This is a genomic window from Paenibacillus sp. FSL H8-0332 (genome assembly GCF_037963835.1).
Taxonomy (GTDB): Bacteria; Bacillota; Bacilli; order Paenibacillales; family Paenibacillaceae; genus Paenibacillus_AQ; species Paenibacillus_AQ rhizoplanae.
In genome coordinates this window covers 1,756,005-1,776,203 of the sequence record NZ_CP150145.1, presented here as the reverse complement: position 1 = coordinate 1,776,203, position 20,199 = coordinate 1,756,005, and the positions used below count along the sequence as shown (strand labels likewise).

General features: G+C 52.3%; 14 protein-coding genes. 7 read left to right on the top strand and 7 right to left on the bottom strand.

Translation table 11 applies throughout. The features are described from left to right. Positions 1-50 precede the first annotated feature (50 nt). From NST43_RS07615 to NST43_RS07605, 3 genes are all read right to left on the bottom strand, one after another. Positions 51-899, bottom strand: coding sequence for a sugar ABC transporter permease (locus NST43_RS07615; RefSeq protein WP_173138663.1), 849 nt, complete (start codon positions 897-899; stop codon positions 51-53). Then, positions 896-2,209, bottom strand: coding sequence for an ABC transporter permease subunit (locus NST43_RS07610; protein WP_339223517.1), 1,314 nt, complete (start codon positions 2,207-2,209; stop codon positions 896-898). The genes NST43_RS07615 and NST43_RS07610 overlap by 4 nt, the downstream gene beginning before the upstream one ends. 102 nt (positions 2,210-2,311) lie before the next feature. After that, complete coding sequence (locus tag NST43_RS07605; protein WP_209991338.1) at positions 2,312-3,643, bottom strand: maltose ABC transporter substrate-binding protein; 1,332 nt, start codon at positions 3,641-3,643, stop codon at positions 2,312-2,314. An 853-nt stretch (positions 3,644-4,496) separates the two neighbouring features. Between NST43_RS07605 and NST43_RS07600 the strand changes: the two genes are divergently transcribed. The 7 genes from NST43_RS07600 (at position 4,497) to NST43_RS07570 (ending at position 15,411) form a co-directional block, all read left to right on the top strand. Beyond that, a complete protein-coding gene (locus NST43_RS07600; RefSeq protein ID WP_209991340.1) occupies positions 4,497-6,245 on the top strand; it encodes a glycoside hydrolase family 13 protein in 1,749 nt (582 codons plus the stop codon). 448 nt (positions 6,246-6,693) lie between these two features. Further along, entirely contained in the window at positions 6,694-7,728 is a 1,035-nt protein-coding gene (locus NST43_RS07595; protein ID WP_209991342.1) for a LacI family DNA-binding transcriptional regulator, read from the top strand. Positions 7,729-8,153: 425 nt separating this feature from the next. Beyond that, positions 8,154-8,816 (top strand): beta-phosphoglucomutase, encoded by a 663-nt coding sequence (gene pgmB / locus NST43_RS07590; protein WP_209991344.1) that lies wholly within the window; start codon positions 8,154-8,156, stop codon positions 8,814-8,816. A 312-nt stretch (positions 8,817-9,128) separates the two neighbouring features. Further along, positions 9,129-11,447 (top strand): glycoside hydrolase family 65 protein, encoded by a 2,319-nt coding sequence (locus NST43_RS07585; protein WP_339223514.1) that lies wholly within the window; start codon positions 9,129-9,131, stop codon positions 11,445-11,447. A gap of 272 nt (positions 11,448-11,719) precedes the next feature. Beyond that, positions 11,720-13,405: an alpha-glucosidase gene (locus NST43_RS07580; RefSeq protein ID WP_339223512.1), complete on the top strand. Its 1,686-nt coding sequence runs from the start codon at positions 11,720-11,722 to the stop codon at positions 13,403-13,405. A gap of 138 nt (positions 13,406-13,543) precedes the next feature. Beyond that, a complete protein-coding gene (locus NST43_RS07575; RefSeq protein ID WP_209991350.1) occupies positions 13,544-14,404 on the top strand; it encodes an AraC family transcriptional regulator in 861 nt (286 codons plus the stop codon). Between the two features lie 161 nt (positions 14,405-14,565). Next, entirely contained in the window at positions 14,566-15,411 is an 846-nt protein-coding gene (locus NST43_RS07570; protein ID WP_339223509.1) for a DegV family protein, read from the top strand. A gap of 123 nt (positions 15,412-15,534) precedes the next feature. Here the strand turns inward: NST43_RS07570 and NST43_RS07565 are convergent, their stop codons facing one another. The 4 genes from NST43_RS07565 to NST43_RS07550 all read right to left on the bottom strand — a co-directional run bounded on the left by NST43_RS07565 (position 15,535) and on the right by NST43_RS07550 (position 20,102). Beyond that, a complete protein-coding gene (locus tag NST43_RS07565; RefSeq protein WP_209991355.1) occupies positions 15,535-16,335 on the bottom strand; it encodes a methyltransferase domain-containing protein in 801 nt (266 codons plus the stop codon). A 221-nt stretch (positions 16,336-16,556) separates the two neighbouring features. Then, positions 16,557-18,257, bottom strand: coding sequence for an ATP-binding protein (locus NST43_RS07560; RefSeq protein ID WP_339223507.1), 1,701 nt, complete (start codon positions 18,255-18,257; stop codon positions 16,557-16,559). Between the two features lie 242 nt (positions 18,258-18,499). Beyond that, positions 18,500-19,192: an ABC transporter permease gene (locus NST43_RS07555; protein ID WP_209991359.1), complete on the bottom strand. Its 693-nt coding sequence runs from the start codon at positions 19,190-19,192 to the stop codon at positions 18,500-18,502. Further along, positions 19,185-20,102, bottom strand: a complete 918-nt coding sequence (locus NST43_RS07550) for an ABC transporter ATP-binding protein (RefSeq protein WP_209991361.1) — start codon at positions 20,100-20,102, stop codon at positions 19,185-19,187. The genes NST43_RS07555 and NST43_RS07550 overlap by 8 nt, the downstream gene beginning before the upstream one ends. Between the last annotated feature and the right edge of the window lie 97 nt (positions 20,103-20,199).

The window sequence follows — 20,199 nt, the reverse complement described above, 5'->3', positions numbered from 1 at the left end:
GCTTCAAGGCCGCACCCGTTATTCGTACATACATTGTCTAATACTATTTCCTATCCCTTGCTGGCTCCCGCTGTCAGACCGTCAACCAGCAGGCGCTGCAGGAAGCCGAACAGAATCATAATCGGTACAGAGATCAGCACTGCACCCGCCGCAAACAGTGTGAAATTGGAATTCTGCATCGTATTGACCATATCCCACATGCCCACCGCGACCGTCCAGTTCTCCTTGGTCCGCAGGATCAGCTTGGCGAAGATAAAGTCCACCCACGGGCCGACAAACAGGGTCAGCGCTATATACGTGATCATCGGACGGGACAACGGCAGGATAATCCGGGTGAAAATCCCGAAGTTGCTCGCCCCGTCAATCCGTGCCGCTTCATCCAGCGAACGCGGAATCGTGTCCAGGAAGCCTTTGGCGATCAGTGTCCCTCCGAGAGGCGCTCCGGCCGCATACACGATAATCAGGGCCAGATGGGTATCCAGCAGGTTGAACTCCTTCAGCAGCAGATAGATGGCAATCATGCTCATGAAGCCCGGGAACATCCCGAGAATCAGCAGCGTCGACATCGTTGTCTTGCGGCTTTTGAACCGGAACCGGGATAAGGCATAGCTGGTCAAAAGCGTCAGCACCACGCCGATCAGCATCGAGAATACCGCTATTTTGAGCGTATTTGCATACCAGGTTCCAAACATATACACCGGTGAGGTGAATAGCTCCTTATAATGAGCAAGTGTGAACTGCTCAGGAATCAGCGTCTTGCTGTACAAGGATTTACCCGGCCGGAAGGAGGCAAGCAGAATCCAGAGTGCCGGATAGATTGCAGCAATCGCCAGTGCAACCAGAACAATGTAGCTTAAGCCCAGACGAATAAAGTTGACAGCTTTGCGTCCGATGATCATTGAATCATGTCCTCCTCTTGGAATGATTTGGTCCGGCGGTAGTTGTACAGGGAGAACCCGGCAACAATAATGAACAGGATGATCCCTATCGCGGACGCCATATTATTCTTGTTCTGATCCAGCGTCAGCTTATACAGCCAGGTGACGAGCAGGTCCGTCGAACCGGCGTATTGATAGTTCCCGTTCACCGGGTTCCCTCCCGTCAGCAGGAAGATGGCATTGAAGTTATTGATATTGCCGGCGAACTGCATAATCAGCGTAGGGGCGGTAGAGAACAGGATCATCGGCAGCGTGACAATCCGGAATTTCTGATAATTCGTTGCCCCGTCGACTTCAGCAGCCTCATACATATCGCGGGGAATCGTGGTCAGCACCCCCATAATCAGCAGCATGGACACCGGAATACCTACCCACATGTTCACCACGATTACTGTAACCTTGGCCCAGAACGGATCGGTCAGCCAAGGCAATCCACCCATTCCGAAGTAGCCGAGATACTGGTTGATCGGGCCGAACTGCCCGTTGAACAGGTTGCGCATCAAGAGGAGGGAGATCATCTGCGGAATGGCATAAGGAATGATCAGGAGCATTCTCCACATGCCCTTGAAGCGGATACCTTTTTGGTTGATCAGCAGGGCGACCAGCATCCCGCCGAAATAAGTAGTTATGGTTGACAGAACCGCCCAGATGATGGTCCAGGTAAGTACACCGTAAAAGGTATGGCTCCAGGTTTTTAGCACCAGCAGATTGCGGAAGGTCTCAAAGCCCACCCAATCCACCAGCTTGGCCGGAGGAATGTGATTCGGTGCGGCATAGTTGGTAAAAGCCAGCATGATCATAAAGAAGATCGGCATAATAGTGAAGAACAGAATGCCCATACCCGGGAGCAGCAAGAAGCTCTGGGCGAATTTGTAATCGAGTATATAACGTACGGATTGCTTAAATGTATGCGATGGACGGCCGTTTTCGCGTTCTGCTCCGATTTTATAGGCATCCCTAATATTCATGTACCAGACGATCAGGAATAACACAAAGAACAGCAGGGTAATCAGGCTTTCAATCAGAATGACGATGGAATGGTCTCCGGGAACCATCTTGGCAATCCCTTTTACCTTCTCCAGACGGCTTGGAGATTCACCGAGTGTGGTCATTCCCCAGAAGGCTCTTCCCAAATTGCTAATGAAATAAATAAGTGCTACAGCTTCTACAGCTATGAACATTAGCCCTTTGATGAATTGGCGGTTATATATTTGTCCCAGTCCCATAAAAATGGCCGACAGTATCCCAGCTTTCGCTTTGTGTCGCTGCATTTCCCTTCCGTTCTCCTCTCCGTGCCGAATTCAAGGAAACTGCCCGCTGCAAGGCTTTGCGGCGGGCGGCTTGAATTCCACTGTAAGCTCATGGTTGTGTAATTACTGGGCAGTAGCCCCGTTGTTCAGGTCCTTGATTTGTTCTACAGCTTTGTCCATCGCAGTCTTAGGATCAGTGTTGTTATCCCAGATTGCCGGAAGTGCTGCGTTCACCGGGCTCCAGACGTTCCCCATTTCAGGAATCGAAGGCATCGGCTGTGAATTCTTGGCTTGCTCAGCAAAAGCGGATACGAACGGATCACCAGTAATTTGCGCATCCTGCAGCGCTTCATTGTTCGTCGGCACAGAACCGATCAGCTTATTGAGCGTAAGCTGCGAATCTTTGCCGGAAGCAAAGCGGGCATACAGTTTAGCGGCATTCGGATATTGCGTATACGCGTTGACTGTAAAGATTTTGATTCCGGAGAAGGTGATCGCGGTTTTACCGTCAATGGTAGGAACCGGCTCGATGCCGAGGTTGTCGCCCAGCGCTTCTTTGTAACCGGCAAGCTCCCATGGTCCTGTAATGTCCATTGCTACATCGCCTGAGTTGAACAAGCTGCGCTTGATGTCCGGATTAATATCACCGCTCTTGATCGGCAATACTTCCTTCAGCTTGGCAAATTCCGTCAGGCCTTTGATCGCGCCTTCATTGTTCAGACCAATATCATCCTTGTCGGTACCGTCTTTGCCGAACAGGTAACCGCCGGTGGTGGCGATGAACGGATAGTTGAAGTACATGTTGCCGACTTCCCACATAATGCCGTATCTGTTCTTGGCTTTATCGGTGAACGTTTTGCTGAAGGCAATGACGTCGTCGAAGGATTTAGGAGCTTCCTTCAGCAGAGATTTATTGTAGAACAGTGCATAGGTCTCTGCCGCTCTCGGATACCCGTACAATTCACCATCATAAGAGGAGCCTACGATGGAAGCCTCCGTGTTCTCAGCCTTGGTCTGCTCCGCGAAAAGATCATTAGGGAGCACCAGACTCGCGCTTGCCGCCTTGCCTAGGTTATCATGAGGAATGACGACAACGTCAGCGGCCAAACCCGAAGGACCATCTTGGGTAAGCTTACCGACTTGATCGGGCGGGGCCACCTCTTCGATTTTGATAGGGACGTTATACTTGGCAGTGAACTGCTTGGCGATCTCTTCGGCGAACTGTCTTTCTTCTTTACTCTCCCAAATGACCAGTGAAGCGCCCTCTTCAGGAACGATCTCATCGGTTGCCGGTGTGTTTGCGCCGCCGGCACCAGCGTTGTCTGTAGCCGCTGCATTATCCGCAGGAGCATTCGTCGCTGCTGCATTTCCCCCATTGTTGTTTGAGCCGCACGCCGTAATTGAGATTGCCATGGAGCACGCTGCGGTGAGAACCATAAGTTTTTTGAGATCCATTCCTTTAACCCCTCCTGTGTGTGTATATCACTTAATTTGACGATGATGCTTCTTTTAACTTGACGATAATGCTCCCTTCTTTGCGCAAACGATTTCAGAGGATTCAAAAATAATTCTATTTCCTCCCATTGTCTCTTCCGAATACGTTATGCCCAGTTCAGAAAGCGCTTCATTCCTGAATTCATAATACATCAGCAGACTTGCAGTTGTAAAAACGTTTGCACATAGAATATTCGCTAATATTTCGCCATTATATATGGATAATGTTACCTTCACTCTCTTTATCGCATGATTTCTTTAAATAACTTTGATATACTTCGATTTCAAAATTCAATTCTGCATATTTTGTCGTATTTAGACGAATAATGTTGTATGATTGCTAAATATTATCAATTTACAGACTTTGGAAATCGGTTTCCCGCTCCTAAAACTTTGTGCAACTGTTTGTACAAAACTCTTGAACCTCATTTTGTTCCGTGCTATAATCCAAACCATCATGAAACACCTCATTCTTCACCAATCTAAAGGCACTGTTCCTTCTCAGGTACAACCTCGGCATAATTATCCGGGGGTTGTGCCTTTTTGCCATGTGCTGAATCGGGTGCGTAATCTATATAAATTGAACTACTGGTTTTATGTTTTGGGATTAGCCGTGACTCCAGAGAAGTTTTGGACTTCCGGCCGCTGTTGTCTGCAGATTTCATAATTTATACCGCTGTTCGCGGTCGAAATCCGCAGACAAAGGCGGTCGCTACCGCTCCTCCAGTTCCAAAATTCCCCTCCGCCACTTTTCCCTTAATTTAAATTTCTAAGTTCAATCTATATAGCCAAACTAAATCTAGGAGGAATTAATATGTTATTAGAAGCCGTGTATCATCGTCCCCGTCTGAACTGGTCGTACGCCTATGATCACAACACCATCCACCTGCGTCTGCGGGCCAAGAAGGGGGATCTGACTGAGGTCTTCGCCTGGGCGGGCGATAAATATGCCTGGGACACCACCAAGGAATTGATTCCGATGACCCTGTTCACTTCCGATGCGATGTTCGATTACTGGGAATGCGAATCGGTTCCGCTCTACCGCAGGCTGAAATACGGCTTCCTGCTGCAGCAGGGCCAAGAACGGATCTGGATGACAGAGAGTGATTTCCAGAAGGAGCGTCCCGCGAATCCTAACCGGCTGTTTGAATTCCCCTACATAAGCCGCGGTGATGTCTTCACGCCTCCGGCTTGGGTCAAGGATGCGGTGTTTTATCAGATTTTCCCGGAACGGTTCGCTAACGGCAATCCTGACATAAGTCCTGATAATGTAGAGCCTTGGGGCGGAACCCCCCGGCCGGATAATTTCTTCGGCGGAGATCTGCAGGGTGTCATAGATCATCTCGACCATCTGACGGAGCTGGGCATTACGGGCATTTATTTCACACCGGTCTTCACTGCCACCACCAATCACAAATATGACACAGAGGACTATATGCAGGTCGATCCGCATTTCGGTGATGTGGACACGCTGAAAAGATTGGTCGATGCTTGTCATGAGCGCGGCATCCGCGTGCTGCTGGACGCGGTCTTCAACCATGCGGGACGTACCTTCGCCCCATTCGTGGATGTGCTGGAGAAGGGCGAGGATTCGGAATATAAGAACTGGTTCCATATCCGCGAATATCCGCTCCAGGTCGTGAACAATATCCCGACCTATGACGCCTTCGCCTTCGAGCCGCTAATGCCGAAGCTGAACACGGAGCATCCTGAGGTCAAGGAATACCTGCTGAAGGTCGCCGAATACTGGATCAAGGAAGTTGGCATTGACGGCTGGCGTCTGGATGTGGCCAACGAGGTGGATCATGAATTCTGGCGTGATTTCCGCAAAGTAGTGAAGCGTGCCAATCCTGAGGCTTACATTCTGGGCGAGATCTGGCATGAATCGGCCCCTTGGCTGGAAGGCGACAAATTCGATGCCGTCATGAACTATCCGTTCACGGACGCGGTGCTCGACTTCTTCGTCTACGGCACACTGGATGCCGAGGGCTTCGCCCATTCGATCGGCAGACAGCTGTCCCGGTATCCGCTCCAGGCCAGCGAGGTTGCCTTCAATCTGCTCGACAGCCATGATACGGCGCGTCTGCTGACAGTGGCAGAGGGCGATAAGAATGTCATGAAGCTGGCTGCGCTGTTCCAGTTCACCTTCATGGGCACGCCCTGCATTTACTACGGGGACGAGATCGGAATGGATGGCGGAGGCGACCCCGACTGCCGGAAATGCATGGAGTGGGACCCGGAGCGGCAGGACCGCGATTTGTTCAACTTTTACCGTAAGCTGATTGAGATCCGCGGCAGCCACCCGGCGCTGCGTACCGGACGCTTCACCTTCCTAGAAGCCGGAGCCGGAGGCAGTAAGCTGGCATACGAGCGCAGTCAGGGCGATGATCTGATCATCGTGCTGATCAATACGGAGGAGACGGTGCAGACCTTCCGGCTGGACGTCCAGGAACGTAATTGGGAGAATCTGTGGACCGGCGAAGCGCTCCGCGCCGAACGAGGCAAGCTGTCACTGCGGCTGCCGGCATACGGTTTCGCCGTGCTTCAGGCCAGCATGTCCTAAACTCTGCCCGCTCTCTTATAAGCTGATTCAGAAAATTTTGGCGCAAACGTTTGTATTTTGAAGCAGAGCTACTACTTAGTACTGGACACAATAGAACCAATTCTGTTGTGTCCTTAATATAATGAGTATTTATAGGGTCTGTTGATTTTTTTGAACTTGCTAATCTTCCGGAAGAGTAATGTTCAACTGCTTACTTTTTAAAGATTGATCAGCCACACTCTACTCTATTTGCACTAAATTCGCACAAAATCCCCTTGTTAATTGCACAGATTTGCATACACCTCTGCTCCACTTCCAGATGCACAATAGCTTAAGCCGTATCGCCGCGTGATGCTCAGAACGTGTAACCCACGGGGATTGCGCCCTATGCGAGGTTTCACTATTTACAATCATCCCCACTTCGATTAATATTACAGTGTAAAGCAAACGGTTCCATTAGGAGGTTTCTATGACAGTTACCATTAAGGACGTTGCCAAGAAAGCGGGGGTCTCTCCCTCCACGGTGTCCCGGGTGTTGTCAGGCCATCCCAGAATCAGCTTAGAAACTTCCCGCAAGGTCAAAGTGATTATGGAAGAAATGGGCTACACCCCGAATATGATGGCCAAAAGCTTAGTATCCAAGACCACTAACAGTATCTGCATCATTCTTCCTAAACCGGCCGAAGAGCTGTTCTCCAATTTGTTTTTTATGGAATTAATCCGCGGGATCGTCACTCAGTCCAGCCGTTCCGGCTATGATGTGCTAATCAGCTCCGGGGCGAATGAGAAGGAAGAGCTTGAAGCTGTCTCCCGATTGCTCAAGGGACGCCGCGTGGACGGTGTTATTCTGCTATATTCCCGTAAAGACGATGCGGTGATCGATTTTCTGCAGTCAGGCGGTTATCCCTTTGTCCTGGTAGGACGGAGTGACCGCTACGAAGATATTCTGTCAGTGGACAATGATAATATCATGGCCGCCTATGATGCGACGAATCATCTCATCTCCATGGGACATGAACGCATCGGCTTCGTCAGCGGCCCGCCGAACCTCATCGTCTCGTGCGACCGGCTGGAGGGTTACCGCAAAGCCATGCAGGGCAAGGGTCTTGCGATGAAGGATGAATGGATCGTCGAAGGCGAGTTCCTGCAGGATAGCGGCTATAGGGCGATGTCCTTCTTCATGAATCTTCCGAACCGTCCGACAGCGCTTGTCGCAGTGGATGATATGGTCTCTTTCGGCGTACTCCGCGGATTGAACGAGCTGAAGTACAAGGTCCCCGAGGACCTGGCGATTGTCAGCTTCAACAATATCCCGCTCTCCGAGCTGTCCAGTCCTCCGATCAGCAGTATTGATATCGGAATTTATCATCTTGGCTATACGGCCTCACAGGTTCTGATCCAGAACATCCAGAAGCCGGATAATCAGGACGGGTATACGAACCGTTTTGTTATTCCCCACCGTCTAATCGTACGGGAGTCCTCTATGCATACTCCGGGAAATTAAGGCATGTACAAGAAAATGAATGGAGCAGACTTACGCTTCATTTATTTTTTGGAGCTTTGTACAAACGTTTGCGCTAAAGTTTAGAATGTTGCTGGTAGGGGGATTCCCGCCTGCGACTGCTGGCGGTGAGGCTGGGGCTGATACACACTTTTTTAGTTTTCACTGTTCGGCCCTCGGGTGCATAGGAAATGTTGCACATTTTGCAGGAATTCCACCAGCAGGGCACGATTCGCAGAGAAATGTTGCATATTTTGCAGGATTCTTGCCCCTTTGGCACACAGCTTTCACCGATTGTTGCATTTTGTGCAGGATTTCCGCCTGCAGGGCACGATTCACAGAGAGATGTTGCATATTTTGCAGGATTCTTGCCCACATGGCGCGATAACCACATCTAATTGTTCACTAATCATTGTAGGAGGTTCAACATGTCAGAAATCAAAGCCTGCCTGTTCGATCTGGACGGCGTTCTCGTAGATACGGCCCGGTACCATTATATTGCTTGGAGGGAGCTGGCCGAGGAACTCGGATTCGTCTTCACCGAGCAGGATAATGAACGGCTCAAAGGTGTCAGCCGGGCCGCGTCCCTGAATATCCTGCTGGAGGTCGGCGGCATTGAGCTTGGAGAAGCCGAGAAAGCCCGGCTCGCCGAGCAGAAGAATAACCGCTATGTCGAGTATATCGCCAAGATGGACAGCTCGGAGATTCTGCCCGGCGCCCTGGCATTCCTGCAGGAATGCCGGACAGCCGGTATCAAGGTAGCTCTCGGCTCCGCCAGTAAGAACGCGATGACCATCCTGAACAATACCGGCCTGACCCCATACTTCGATGCTATCATCGACGGCACGCATACCAGCGCCGCCAAGCCGGACCCGGAGGTCTTCCTGCTGGGTGCAAAGGCTCTGGACACCGATCCCGCACAATGCGTCGTCTTCGAGGATGCCGCAGCCGGTATCCTGGCCGCTTCCCGTGCCGGTATGCGCAGCGTAGGCATCGGCTCACCCGAGACACTGGGTGCCGCAACCCTCGTCATCCCTTCGTTGCAGCAGATCAGTGTTGCGGCGCTCCGGGAATCTTTTTCCGTTGTTTAACGAATATTAACATCTGCTGTGTAATAGGAGTCCTTCTCTTCTGCCCTACTCTTTATAAAAGAACTGAAAATGATCATTAAAATTATGGGGACGAAGCTGCGGAGTGGAAGTTTGGAACTGTAGGAGCGGAAGCGTCCGCCTTTATAATCAGATTTCATCCGCTGTATATCGCTTACTAATAGAGAAATCTGATTATAACAGCGGCCGGAAGTCCAAACATTCCGCGCAGTGGCGATGGAGTCACCATGATTTTAATGCCACAGGCTCAGTTCATTTTATATCATCATCCCCCACCTAAAAGGAGCCAAAACAATGAAACAATACCTAAAAATTGATGAATGGTCCATTATCGAAGAGTCCTTTGATCCGCAGACCCAGGAGATTTCCGAAAGCGTATTTAGTATCGGGAACGGATACATGGGCGGCAGAGCCAACTTCGAGGAGCAATACAGCGGACCCAGCCTGCAAGGCAGCTACATGGCCGGAGTCTATTATCCTGACAAGACACGGGTCGGCTGGTGGAAGAACGGGTACCCGGAGTATTTTGCCAAAGTGCTCAACAGCACCAACTGGATCGGAATTAACATCGAGCTGGACGGAACCCCGCTGGATCTGGCTGCCTGCACAGTTACAGAGTTCCGCCGGGTACTCAATATGAAGGAAGGCACCCTCTCCCGCAGCTTCACCGCAACCACCCAGGACGGCAAAGAAGTCAAGGTAGAGAGCATCCGGATCGTCAGCATGGTCCGTCATGAGATCGGGGCGATCCGCTATTCGCTCACTCCGCTCAATTTCGCAGGGAATATTACCGTAACCCCCTACCTGGACGGCGATATCAAGAACAAGGATTCCAACTATGACGAGAAGTTCTGGAACGAGGTGGAGAAGAAGGCCGGACCAGAAGGCGGACATTTGACCCTGAAGACCAAAAAGCTTGATTTCCATGTCACCTCCGCCTTCGTCTTCGACATTCTGCTGAATGGGGAGCCGGTTGCGGCCGAACCAGAGGTGCTGGAGCAGGACAAATATGTGGGCAGTACAGTGAATGTTCCGGTACAATCCGGCGATCAGCTGGTTATTTATAAGTATGCTGCGAATGTTACCTCCCGCAATTACGGGCTGGGACAGCTCGTGGATGCCGCCGGGTCGGCACTGCAAAGTGCGCGGGAGGCGGGGTTTGTGGCGCTTTTGACCGAACAGGCTGCGGCTTGGGGCGACAAGTGGAAAGAGAGCGACATTATTATTGAGGGCGATGTGTCGGCGCAGCAGGCGATCCGGTTCAATATTTTCCAGCTGAATCAGACGTATACGGGCGAGGATGACCGGCTCAACATCGGACCGAAGGGCTTCACCGGGGAAAAATACGGCGGCAGCACCTACTGGGATACGGAAGCTTATTGTGTGCCGTTCTATCTCAGTACCGCCGACTCCGCGATTGCCCGCAATCTGCTGATCTACCGCTACAAGCACCTGGAGAAGGCCAAGGAGAACGCCCGCAAGCTCGGCTACCGCAAAGGCGCGCTCTACCCGATGGTCACGATGAACGGTGAGGAGTGTCACAACGAGTGGGAGATTACGTTCGAGGAGATTCACCGCAACGGCGCGATTGCCTATGCCATCTATAACTATGTGAATTATACCGGCGACAAGGCTTATCTGGGCCAATACGGCCTGGAGGTGCTGGTGGAGATTGCGCGCTTCTGGGAGGAGCGTGTGAACTATGTGGCGCATAAGGACAAATACGTGATGCTGGGCGTCACCGGCCCGAATGAATACGAGAATAACGTCAATAACAACTGGTACACGAACCGGATGGCCGCCTGGACGATGGAATACACGCTTGAGGCTCTGGCCTATGTGCAGGAGAATGAGGGTTCGCGTTACGCTGAGCTGGCCGACAAGTTAGAGCTGCTGGAGAGCGAAACGGCCAAGTGGAGTGAGATTATCGCCAAAATGTACTATCCGGCTGACGAGGAACGCGGGATCTTCCTCCAGCAGGACGGCTTCCTCGACAAGGAGATCATTCAGGTCAAGGATGTGCTGCCGGAGAACCTGCCACTGAACCAGAAATGGTCATGGGACCGGATTCTGCGCTCCTGCTTCATCAAGCAGGCAGATGTGCTTCAGGGACTCTACTTCCTCGGCGACCGCTATGATCTGGAGACCAAGAAGCGCAACTTCGACTTTTACGAGCCGATCACCGTGCATGAGTCCTCCCTCTCCCCTTGCATCCATTCCATTCTGGCCAGTGAGCTGGGCTACAAGGAGAAGGCGTATGAGATGTACCTGCGGACCTCACGCCTGGATCTCGACAATTACAATAACGATACGGAGGACGGCTGCCATACAACCAGCATGGCGGGTACATGGATGTCCGTTGTTCATGGCTTCGGCGGACTTCGCGTGCTGAATGACCGGCTGGTTCTAAACCCGTCTAACCCGGGACACTGGACCTCTTATTCCTTCAAAATCATGTTCCGGGGCTCCCGCCTAAAAGTTACAGTTACCGATGTACAGGTTACCGTCAGTAACGAAACCGAGGTTCCAGCCTCCCTCACCATTCACGGCAAGGAGTATACGGTGAACGGACTAGGCACTGTCAGTGCCGGGGGCGCTTCCGTCACAGTGTAATTTTATCAGTCCCGAAGATATTTGGCTTCTTCGGGGCTTTTTTGAAATTTATTATTGAAAATGGAATCAGCAGGAAAAGCGGAGAGGAAATTTGGAAGTGTAGGAGCGATAGCGCCCGCCTTTGTCGCCGGATTTCTACCGCCATCAGCGGTTTAATCAGGAAATCTGGGGACAACAGCGGCCGGAACTCCAAATTTTCTCGGAGCTGAGACTGCCGCTGATCCCATTTTCCGGTCAAATATTTCAAATATCACTCAAAGGAGCCCACCCAAATGAAAAGAACCTTTTGGAAAGAAGCCGTAGTCTACCAGATCTACCCGCGCAGCTTCCAGGACAGCAACGGAGACGGTATCGGCGACCTGCAGGGCATCCTCTCCCGGCTGGATTATCTGCAGAAGCTGGGCGTCGATGTCGTCTGGCTGTCACCGGTCTACAAATCACCGAACGATGACAACGGGTATGACATCAGCGACTATGAAGATATCATGGACGAATTCGGCACGCTGAAGGACTGGGAAGAGTTGCTCGCCGGACTGCATGAACGAGGCATGAAGCTGATGATGGACCTTGTGATCAACCATTCCTCGGACGAGCACGCCTGGTTCGCGGAATCCCGTTCCTCCAAGGATAATCCCTACCGCGATTATTACATCTGGCGTCCGGGCGGACCGGAGGGCGCGCTGCCGAACAACTGGAGCTCCATCTTCAGCGGCCCGGCCTGGGAGCAGGATGAGGCCACCGGCGAATATTATCTGCACCTGTTCTCGCGCAAGCAGCCGGATCTGAACTGGGAGAACCCCCAGCTGCGGGAGGCGCTCTACAAGATGATGGCCTTCTGGCTGGATAAAGGCGTGGACGGACTGCGGATGGATGTCATTAACCTGATTTCCAAGGTGGAAGGCCTGCCTTCCGTCCAGCATGAGGACCTGGCCCCGGGTGAGCTGGCGGGCGGTGGCGAATACTATATGAACGGCCCCCGGGTCCATGAGTATCTGCAGGAGATGAACCGTGAGGTTCTCTCTAAATATGACGTAATGACCGTCGGAGAGACGCCGGGAGCCACGGTAGAGGATGCCATTCTCTATACAGACGAAGACCGCCATGAGCTGCAAATGGTGTTTCAGTTCGAGCATATGGACGTAGATTCCGGCCCGGGCGGCAAATGGAATGTGGTGCCATGGACACTGAAGGGACTGCGGGATATTTTGCATAAATGGCAGGTCGGTCTGGCAGACAAGGGCTGGAACAGTCTATATCTCAACAACCATGATCAGCCGCGGATGGTCTCACGGTTCGGAGATGACGGCAAGTACCGCGTACAATCGGCCAAAATGCTGGCTACCCTGCTGCACACGCTCAAAGGCACGCCCTACATCTATCAGGGTGAGGAAATCGGCATGACCAACGTGAAATTCCCTGTGCTGGAAGACTACAAGGACATCGAGATCCTCAATATGTACCGGGAAAAGGTGACCGAAGGCGGCGAGGATCACGATACTATTCTGCAGGCGATTCATACCAAAGGCCGCGATAATGCCCGTACCCCGATGCAGTGGGACGCTTCAGCGAATGCCGGATTTACCACCGGAACCCCGTGGCTGAAGCTCAATCCACGCTATACGGAGATCAATGTGGAGCAGGCGCTGGCTGATGCGGACTCGGTATTTTACTATTATCAGGAATTGATTCGACTGCGCAAGCAGCATCCGATTATGGTCTACGGCGATTATGAGCTGCTGCTGCCGGAGCATGAATATATCTATGCCTATACCCGCACCCTGGAAGGTGAAAAGTGGCTGATTCTGCTCAACTTCTGCGATACTCCCCAGACCGTTGATCTGCCGGACGAGCTGAATGCGGTCACCGGAACGATCATCGGTAATTATTCAGAGGAGCCCGCAGCCATGGACCGCAGTACCCTCCGCCCTTACGAGGCCAGAGTCTGCCGGATCGGGTAGTGTAACGAAGGCTGACAATCCCCTTCAAATATGACATCATAGGTGGATAGAACGCATGACCTGTCATTAATGAGCAGAGAATAACAGGAACATCTGTGCGGTGGCATGATAGGATGAACTCAGAAGGAGATGGGGATCTTGGAATGGCTGATCCAAATGAAGAATGCACTGGACTATATGGAGCTGAAAATGACTGAAACGCTGCGCATCGAGGAAGTGGCTGAGGTGGCCTTTGTCTCACCGTTCCACTTCCAGCGCATGTTCAGCATGCTGACCGGCTTCACCGTGGCCGACTATATCCGTAAACGCAGATTGACGCTGGCCGCCCAGGAACTGGCCGTATCCAAGGTCCGTGTACTGGATGTGGCGCTGAAATACGGATATGACTCGCCGGAGTCCTTCGCCAAGGCGTTCCGCAAAGCCCATGGGATTACCCCTTCAGCAGCGCGTAAGTCTGGCGTCCAGCTCAAAGCCTTCCCCCGCATCTCGTTCCATCTATCATTGAAGGGAGATCAGGACATGGACTACAAAATCGTGGATAAACCAGCTTTTACCGTTATCGGCAAATCAATGGAGGTAACTACCCGTGACGGGGAGAATTTCCGCAGAATCCCGCAGTTCTGGGACGAATGTAATGAGGACGGCACTTCCGATAAGCTGATCGAGCTTGCGTCTTCCCGCGAATGGCTTGGTATCTGTATGTGTATGGATATGGAGAAGGAAATGCTGACCTACTGGATCGGAGTGGAAGGAACGCCGGAGACGGATGCACAAGGGTATGAGACAGCAATCGTGCCGGCCGCCAGCTGGGCGGTCTTCCGGTCAGAGGGTGCTTTGCCGCATGCGATTCAAGGGGTTTGGCAGCGGATCTATCAGGAATGGTTCCCCGGAACCGGCTACGAGCATACCGGCGGACCTGAGATCGAGCTATACCCGCCAGGTGATACGTCAGCTGAGGATTATGTCTGTGAAGTATGGATTCCGGTGATGAAGAAATAAGAATCAAGGCTGGATGTAGTATCCTGGAACAGCTTCGCTGTCTGCATGGACGGTGGAGCTGTTTTTTTGTTTTGAGATTCTTCCCAAGCTTGGTATAATAAACAGATTATAGTTTTCTTAATCTAGTATATTCTCATCCGAGATCGGTGAAGGAGATATTCATGTCTATCGTAAAAATCTTTTCAGACAGCACTTCCGATTTGCCGCAAGGCTGGAAGGACACATATGATATCGGCATTGTGCCATTATATGTTGTTTTTGACAACGGTACCTTCAAGGACGGGGTCGAAATCACCCCTGAAGAGGTCTACCGCCGGGTTGCTGCGGGCGGTGCCCTGCCTAAGACGGCTGCGCCTTCCCCTGCTGATTTCATCGCCGCGTTCCAGCCCGCGATCAGCAGCGGCCATGATATTGTCTATATCAGTCTGTCCTCTTCGTTATCCTCTACATATCAGAATGCACTGCTGGCAGCGGGTGAATTCCCGGAGGGCCGGGTGCATGTCGTAGATTCTGAGACCTTATGCGGCGGAATCGCGCTGCTGGTCATGAAGGCTACCCGTGCCGCAGCCAAAGGCGAGAGCGCTGCCAACATCGCAGCAATGATTACCGAAGCCCGTAACCGGGTGGAATCGGAATTCGTGGTCGATACGCTGGACTACTTATACATGGGCGGCCGCTGCTCAGGGATGCAGAACTTCATCGGCAGCCTGCTGAAGATCCGTCCGGTTCTCCGGCTGGTGGACGGAGCCATTGTCCCCGTTGCCCGCATCCGTGGCAAGAAGGAGAAAGCGGTAGAGCAGATGCTCCACCATGCGCTGGCCAATGCTGCCGATATGGACAAGGAGTTGCTCATTATTGCTCACACGCTGGCAGAAGAGGATGCCAAGATTCTGGAGACCGCGCTGCGCGCGCAGACCGGCGTTGAGGAAATCGCCGTCATTCATGCCGGCTGTGTCATCGGGAGTCACTGCGGACCTGCTACGGTGGGTCTCATGTATATGCGTTAGAGTGGGTGGGCCCCCGTGCCTCCGCGCCGCACATTGTGGTCGGTTTTTCGGTTACATTGTGCCAACAAGAAACAGCAAGTCTCCTGCCGGGGGCCTGCTGTTTTTCTTTTGCATAGGTTTGTATTAAGTTGTTGTATCGGGATTTAACGGGCGAAGCTTCGCCTCAGCAGCATCTGCAACTAGCGTGTAGAATTCAGGGAATCTCGGGTCCTCGGCACTCTTGATTTCTTCAAAGGTACGAATATATAACCCTTGAGAAGCGACAGAGGTCAGGATATCCCCCAGCGTCCAGCTCCGCACCACCACTTGTCCTAGGCCGGAGCGCTCCTCTTCAGGAAGCAGCTTGGCGAATGCAACTTCACTTTCTCTAAGCGAATCGTCGAAATAATTGCCGGTGGGATGTTGAAGCGTCTCAGTGGTCAGCCATGCCCTGGCGAACGGGTGGAAGTCGGTCAGTAATAACCTTCCGCCTGCCTTAAGCCGTCTGCGGACCAAGGCAAACACCGCATTCAAATCAGTGAAATAATGCAAAATCCCAAACTCCATCAGCACCACATCGAACGTTCCCAAGGCTTCTTCTTCGGGGATATTCATGACGTCTGCACAGAGGTAATTCAGCTTCACCCCCGCTGCCTCCGCTACTTCACAGGCGTATAAGCGGTTCTCTTCCGAAATATCCACGACGGTGACCTCTGCCCCCAGCAAAGCGAAGCAAATAGCCTTCCTGCCGTGAGAGCCAAGCAGATTCAGCACCTTCAAGCCTGACGGATCGCCCGTGTACTTGAGCCAATACCGCAGCGTATGTGCGGAGTCCTGCTGCAGTCGTACTGCAAGTTCCTCAGGTGAACCATGGTACTGTGTCCAAGCCTGATAGGCTTTTGTCTCCCAAGCCGCCTTATTCGTACGTGACATCTGCTCTTGCATGTTACTCCCCCTTATAAGAAGAATTTGGAAATGGCACTTTCTGAATTTACTATACTCCGCTTATAATGCAACAAGCAGAAATCCAATTATTTGCGAAGCCCATGCGATAAAGTGGATACAACGAACAGAAATAACCCGTTCCCACTGTATCTTGGGAACGGGTTGTCTGGCTCGATAGTTGAGAACACAAGTAAGCTTCCGCCCCCGGCTCCGGTTAACCCTCAGGAGAGTAACTCCGGCTCCAGCTCCGCCTCTTCCTTCATAAAAGGCAGCATGAACCGGAAGATCGATCCCCGGTCCTCCTCGCTCTCCACGAAGATCGTTCCGCCCATCAGCTCTACGAGCTGCTTGCAGATGGCAAGACCCAGTCCGGTCCCGCCATATTTGCGGTTAATGGACGGATGCAGCTGGGAGAAGGACTGGAAGAGCAGATTCAGCTTGCTGTCGGCAATGCCTACGCCGGTATCGCGGACCGAGAACTCCAGCAGATATTCCGGTGAGGCGGGCAGCGGAATGTTTTTGACGGACAAGGTGACACTGCCCCGATCGGTGAATTTCAGCGCGTTGCCGACCAGATTGACGATAATCTGGCGCAGCCTGCTCGGATCGGTCGTGACGATGTCCGGCACACTGGTATCTGCCCACCAACGCAAGGAGAGCTTCTTCTCCTCCGCCTTCGGAGTGAACAGATCAATGACGCCCTCAATCATCTCGCGCAGATCGAAGCGTTCGGATTGCAGCGGCATCTTGCCGGCCTCCATCTTGCTGAAATCGAGGATGTCATTGAGAATCTGCAGAAGGCTGTAGCTGCTGCTGCGCAGAATCTCGGCGTAACTGCGCTGCTCCTCCGCAAGCTCGGTCTCCAGCAGCAGGTCGGCCATACCAATCATTCCGTTCATCGGCGTGCGGATCTCATGGCTCATCATCGCCAGGAAATCCGACTTCGCCTGTGCGGCCCGCTCTGCCGATTCCTTGGCGCGGAGAATCTCCCGCTCGTTCGTAATATCGCTGAAGGAAATGACCACACCGCAGATCATGCCTCTGTCCAGCAGCGGCGCGATCCGGTAATTCACGAAGAAGCTGGTTCCATCTTTGCGCCAGAAGACTTCATCCGCCTTACTGCGGGTAACTCCGTCTTGCAGGGTAAGCGTGATAGGGCACTCCAGCGGAGAATGGCGGGGCGCGCCTCCATGCATGTAATGGATCATCTCCATCATTGGCAGCCCGCTCAGCTCTGAAGGTTCATAGCCCAGCATTTCCGCCCCTTCTCGGTTAATGAAGATGGTCCGGCCCAGCGTGTCCAGACCGAAGATTCCGGCAGAGACCGAATTGAGAATCAGGCTAAGCCGTTTGTCCTCAGCCATCTCGAAGACGAATTCAGCCTGCGGTAGCTCATCGTCATCCTTCGTGGCGGCCACTTCATCCGCATAAGCAAAATTCCCGTCTCCTGCCTGCACCTTCCGCTCAGCGCCTGCCGCATGGCTGCTGCTCATGCTGACCCAGCTATGCAGCAGACTAGAAAGCGGACGGTTCCCGGGATCATGGAGGATAGCGAATAAACCAGCAATGCCTTCGTCTGTGTGAAGCGGCACATAACGTACAGTAACACCAGCACTTACCACACCCTCAACCCCGCCAGCACCGCCGCCCGTCCCTTCATGTCCTTCCGCTGTTTCCGCGTCCAGCTCGAAGCTCGATGTAATCCCGGCCAGGGCAGATGCGAAATATGCCTCGCCGGGCGGATGCATCCGGCATTCTTTCAGTCTGCCTGCCTCCTCAGCAGTTAATATCCGGTTACTGTCCCTGTACCGGCCCTGCCTGTCCAGCACAATGATGAAGTCCGGATGATGATCGAACAACGCTCTATAAGCACTTTCGCCTGACAGCGCGTTGTCCAGAATAGAAGCCCAGTCTTTAAGCATAGCCCACCTCCTCCGCTGCTCCTTCAACCCTGCTATAGTTAGCGTCCGAAGACTGCAGAAACGCTCTGATTATGTAGAATTCTCTGAATTAGTTACTATTATAGCAAAAAAAACGTTAGCGGTCGCCAGAAAAACATAGCAATGGGGCTGCCTGCACAACGACAGAAACAGTGCAAGTCCTGTAGAAGGACCGCACTGTTCACTGCATTTCTAAGAGAATATCAGCTTCGATTCCAGCGACTTCAACTTACATCCTTATGCTCGATATTGCGGATGGAGAGGTAAGCAACCGCTGCCCCAGCCAGGGCCAGGCTAACCGAGATCCCGAGCAGGTCACCCATGCGGAAGCTTCCGTTCCCGAAGCCGGAGGAGATCAGCATCACGATCAGGACGGCGGAGACAATTGTAGCCGGCACCGATTTGCGGCGCATCCCGAAGTATAACGGAATCAGTCCGATACCGGCCGCGTAGAGCGCATCCATTCCGGCTTGCATAAAGTAGGTCATGACCAGATCCATCGTCAGCGTTCCCTGAATGAGGTCAGGCAGGAAATAACCAACACCTGCGAGAATACCGCTGATCACTATATTAGACAGCCAAATAGTAAGGAAGGTGAACAGAAAGACAATAATCAGCTTGGCCGCCATGAGCATTTTACGCGGTACCGGATACATGAACAGCACTGTAATTGTATTATTCTTATACTCGTCGATGACCAGCTTGCTGATTAGAACGGAGGCGAAGATAATATAGGTCGCTTTTACAAAAACAGATACCCCTTGAAACAAATCGCCATACGTCCCGAAGTCTCCTTCATCCATGCCCGTAAAAGCAATGAGAATCATGAAGCCCAGAATGGCCAAATTTGCAATCAGCACACCCTTAAGAAAAGTGAATTTACTCTTGCGCAGCTCCAGCCGGATTAACTTAAGCATGGTTAACGCCCCCCATCAGTTCCATGAAATGATCCTCCAGCGAATGATGCTTCTTGCTCATACTCTCCAGCTCCACCTCTCCTGCGGACAGGGCCCGGCTCAGCTCAAGCTGCGGGATGTCCTCATAGACACGAATGGTCCGCGGGTCAAGCACCTTGTAATTGCGGAGGCCCAGCTTCCCCTCCAGAATGAAGACAGCCTTCGTGCACTCGCTAGTCACCAGCTCTATATACTGGGTTTGCTGACTCCGGATGGTATCCATTGCCACCTGCTCCACCAGCACCCCTTCACGAATTACGCCAATCGTGTCGGCAATCTGCTCGATTTCACCCAGAATGTGGCTGGAGATCAGCAGGGTCATGCCATAATCACGGCTCAGCATACGGAATACCTCGCGCAGCTCCTTGATTCCAAGCGGGTCCAGCCCGTTGATCGGTTCATCGAGGATCAGCAGCTCCGGCTTGGTCATGACCGCTCTGGCAATGCCCAGCCGCTGCTTCATCCCCAGGGAGAAATTCTTCACCGGCTTGCTGTCCACCCCTCTCAGCTTCACCAATTCGAGTGCTTCCTCTATCGCGTTGGTATCATAAAAGCCCATATACTCCCCATGCAGCGCCAGATTCTCGCGGGCACTCAGCTTGTCGTAAAACACCGGGTATTCAATAATGCTGCCCATGCGCTTCAGCATGTCGTAAGAGCGGTGGGTCATCTTTTCCCCGGCAAATTCAATCTCGCCCGTCGTCGGCTTCACCAGATTCGTGATCATTTTCATCACCGTTGTTTTGCCGGCGCCGTTCGGTCCCAGGAATCCGTAAATTTCACCCTGCTTAATCTCCATATTCACACTGCTCACAATTTCCTTATCCTCATAGACCTTGGTCAATTCCCATGTCCGGAGTATCGTTGTCATTTTCCGTTATCCCCTTTAGCCTCTTCTTGTTCTTCCTGGTATTTATTCTACAGGGCGGAATTTGCTTTTTTCTTACTGAAATCTTACTTAATTCTTA

Bases quoted from the DNA above. Each gene is read 5' to 3' on its own strand.
- NST43_RS07615 (WP_173138663.1), bottom strand. From the start codon at position 899: ATGATCATCGGACGCAAAGCTGTCAACTTTATTCGTCTGGGCTTAAGC.
- NST43_RS07610 (WP_339223517.1), bottom strand. From the start codon at position 2,209: ATGCAGCGACACAAAGCGAAAGCTGGGATACTGTCGGCCATTTTTATG.
- NST43_RS07605 (WP_209991338.1), bottom strand. From the start codon at position 3,643: ATGGATCTCAAAAAACTTATGGTTCTCACCGCAGCGTGCTCCATGGCA.
- NST43_RS07600 (WP_209991340.1), top strand. From the start codon at position 4,497: ATGTTATTAGAAGCCGTGTATCATCGTCCCCGTCTGAACTGGTCGTAC.
- NST43_RS07595 (WP_209991342.1), top strand. From the start codon at position 6,694: ATGACAGTTACCATTAAGGACGTTGCCAAGAAAGCGGGGGTCTCTCCC.
- pgmB (WP_209991344.1), top strand. From the start codon at position 8,154: ATGTCAGAAATCAAAGCCTGCCTGTTCGATCTGGACGGCGTTCTCGTA.
- NST43_RS07585 (WP_339223514.1), top strand. From the start codon at position 9,129: ATGAAACAATACCTAAAAATTGATGAATGGTCCATTATCGAAGAGTCC.
- NST43_RS07580 (WP_339223512.1), top strand. From the start codon at position 11,720: ATGAAAAGAACCTTTTGGAAAGAAGCCGTAGTCTACCAGATCTACCCG.
- NST43_RS07570 (WP_339223509.1), top strand. From the start codon at position 14,566: ATGTCTATCGTAAAAATCTTTTCAGACAGCACTTCCGATTTGCCGCAA.
- NST43_RS07565 (WP_209991355.1), bottom strand. From the start codon at position 16,335: ATGCAAGAGCAGATGTCACGTACGAATAAGGCGGCTTGGGAGACAAAA.
- NST43_RS07560 (WP_339223507.1), bottom strand. From the start codon at position 18,257: ATGCTTAAAGACTGGGCTTCTATTCTGGACAACGCGCTGTCAGGCGAA.
- NST43_RS07555 (WP_209991359.1), bottom strand. From the start codon at position 19,192: ATGCTTAAGTTAATCCGGCTGGAGCTGCGCAAGAGTAAATTCACTTTT.
- NST43_RS07550 (WP_209991361.1), bottom strand. From the start codon at position 20,102: ATGACAACGATACTCCGGACATGGGAATTGACCAAGGTCTATGAGGAT.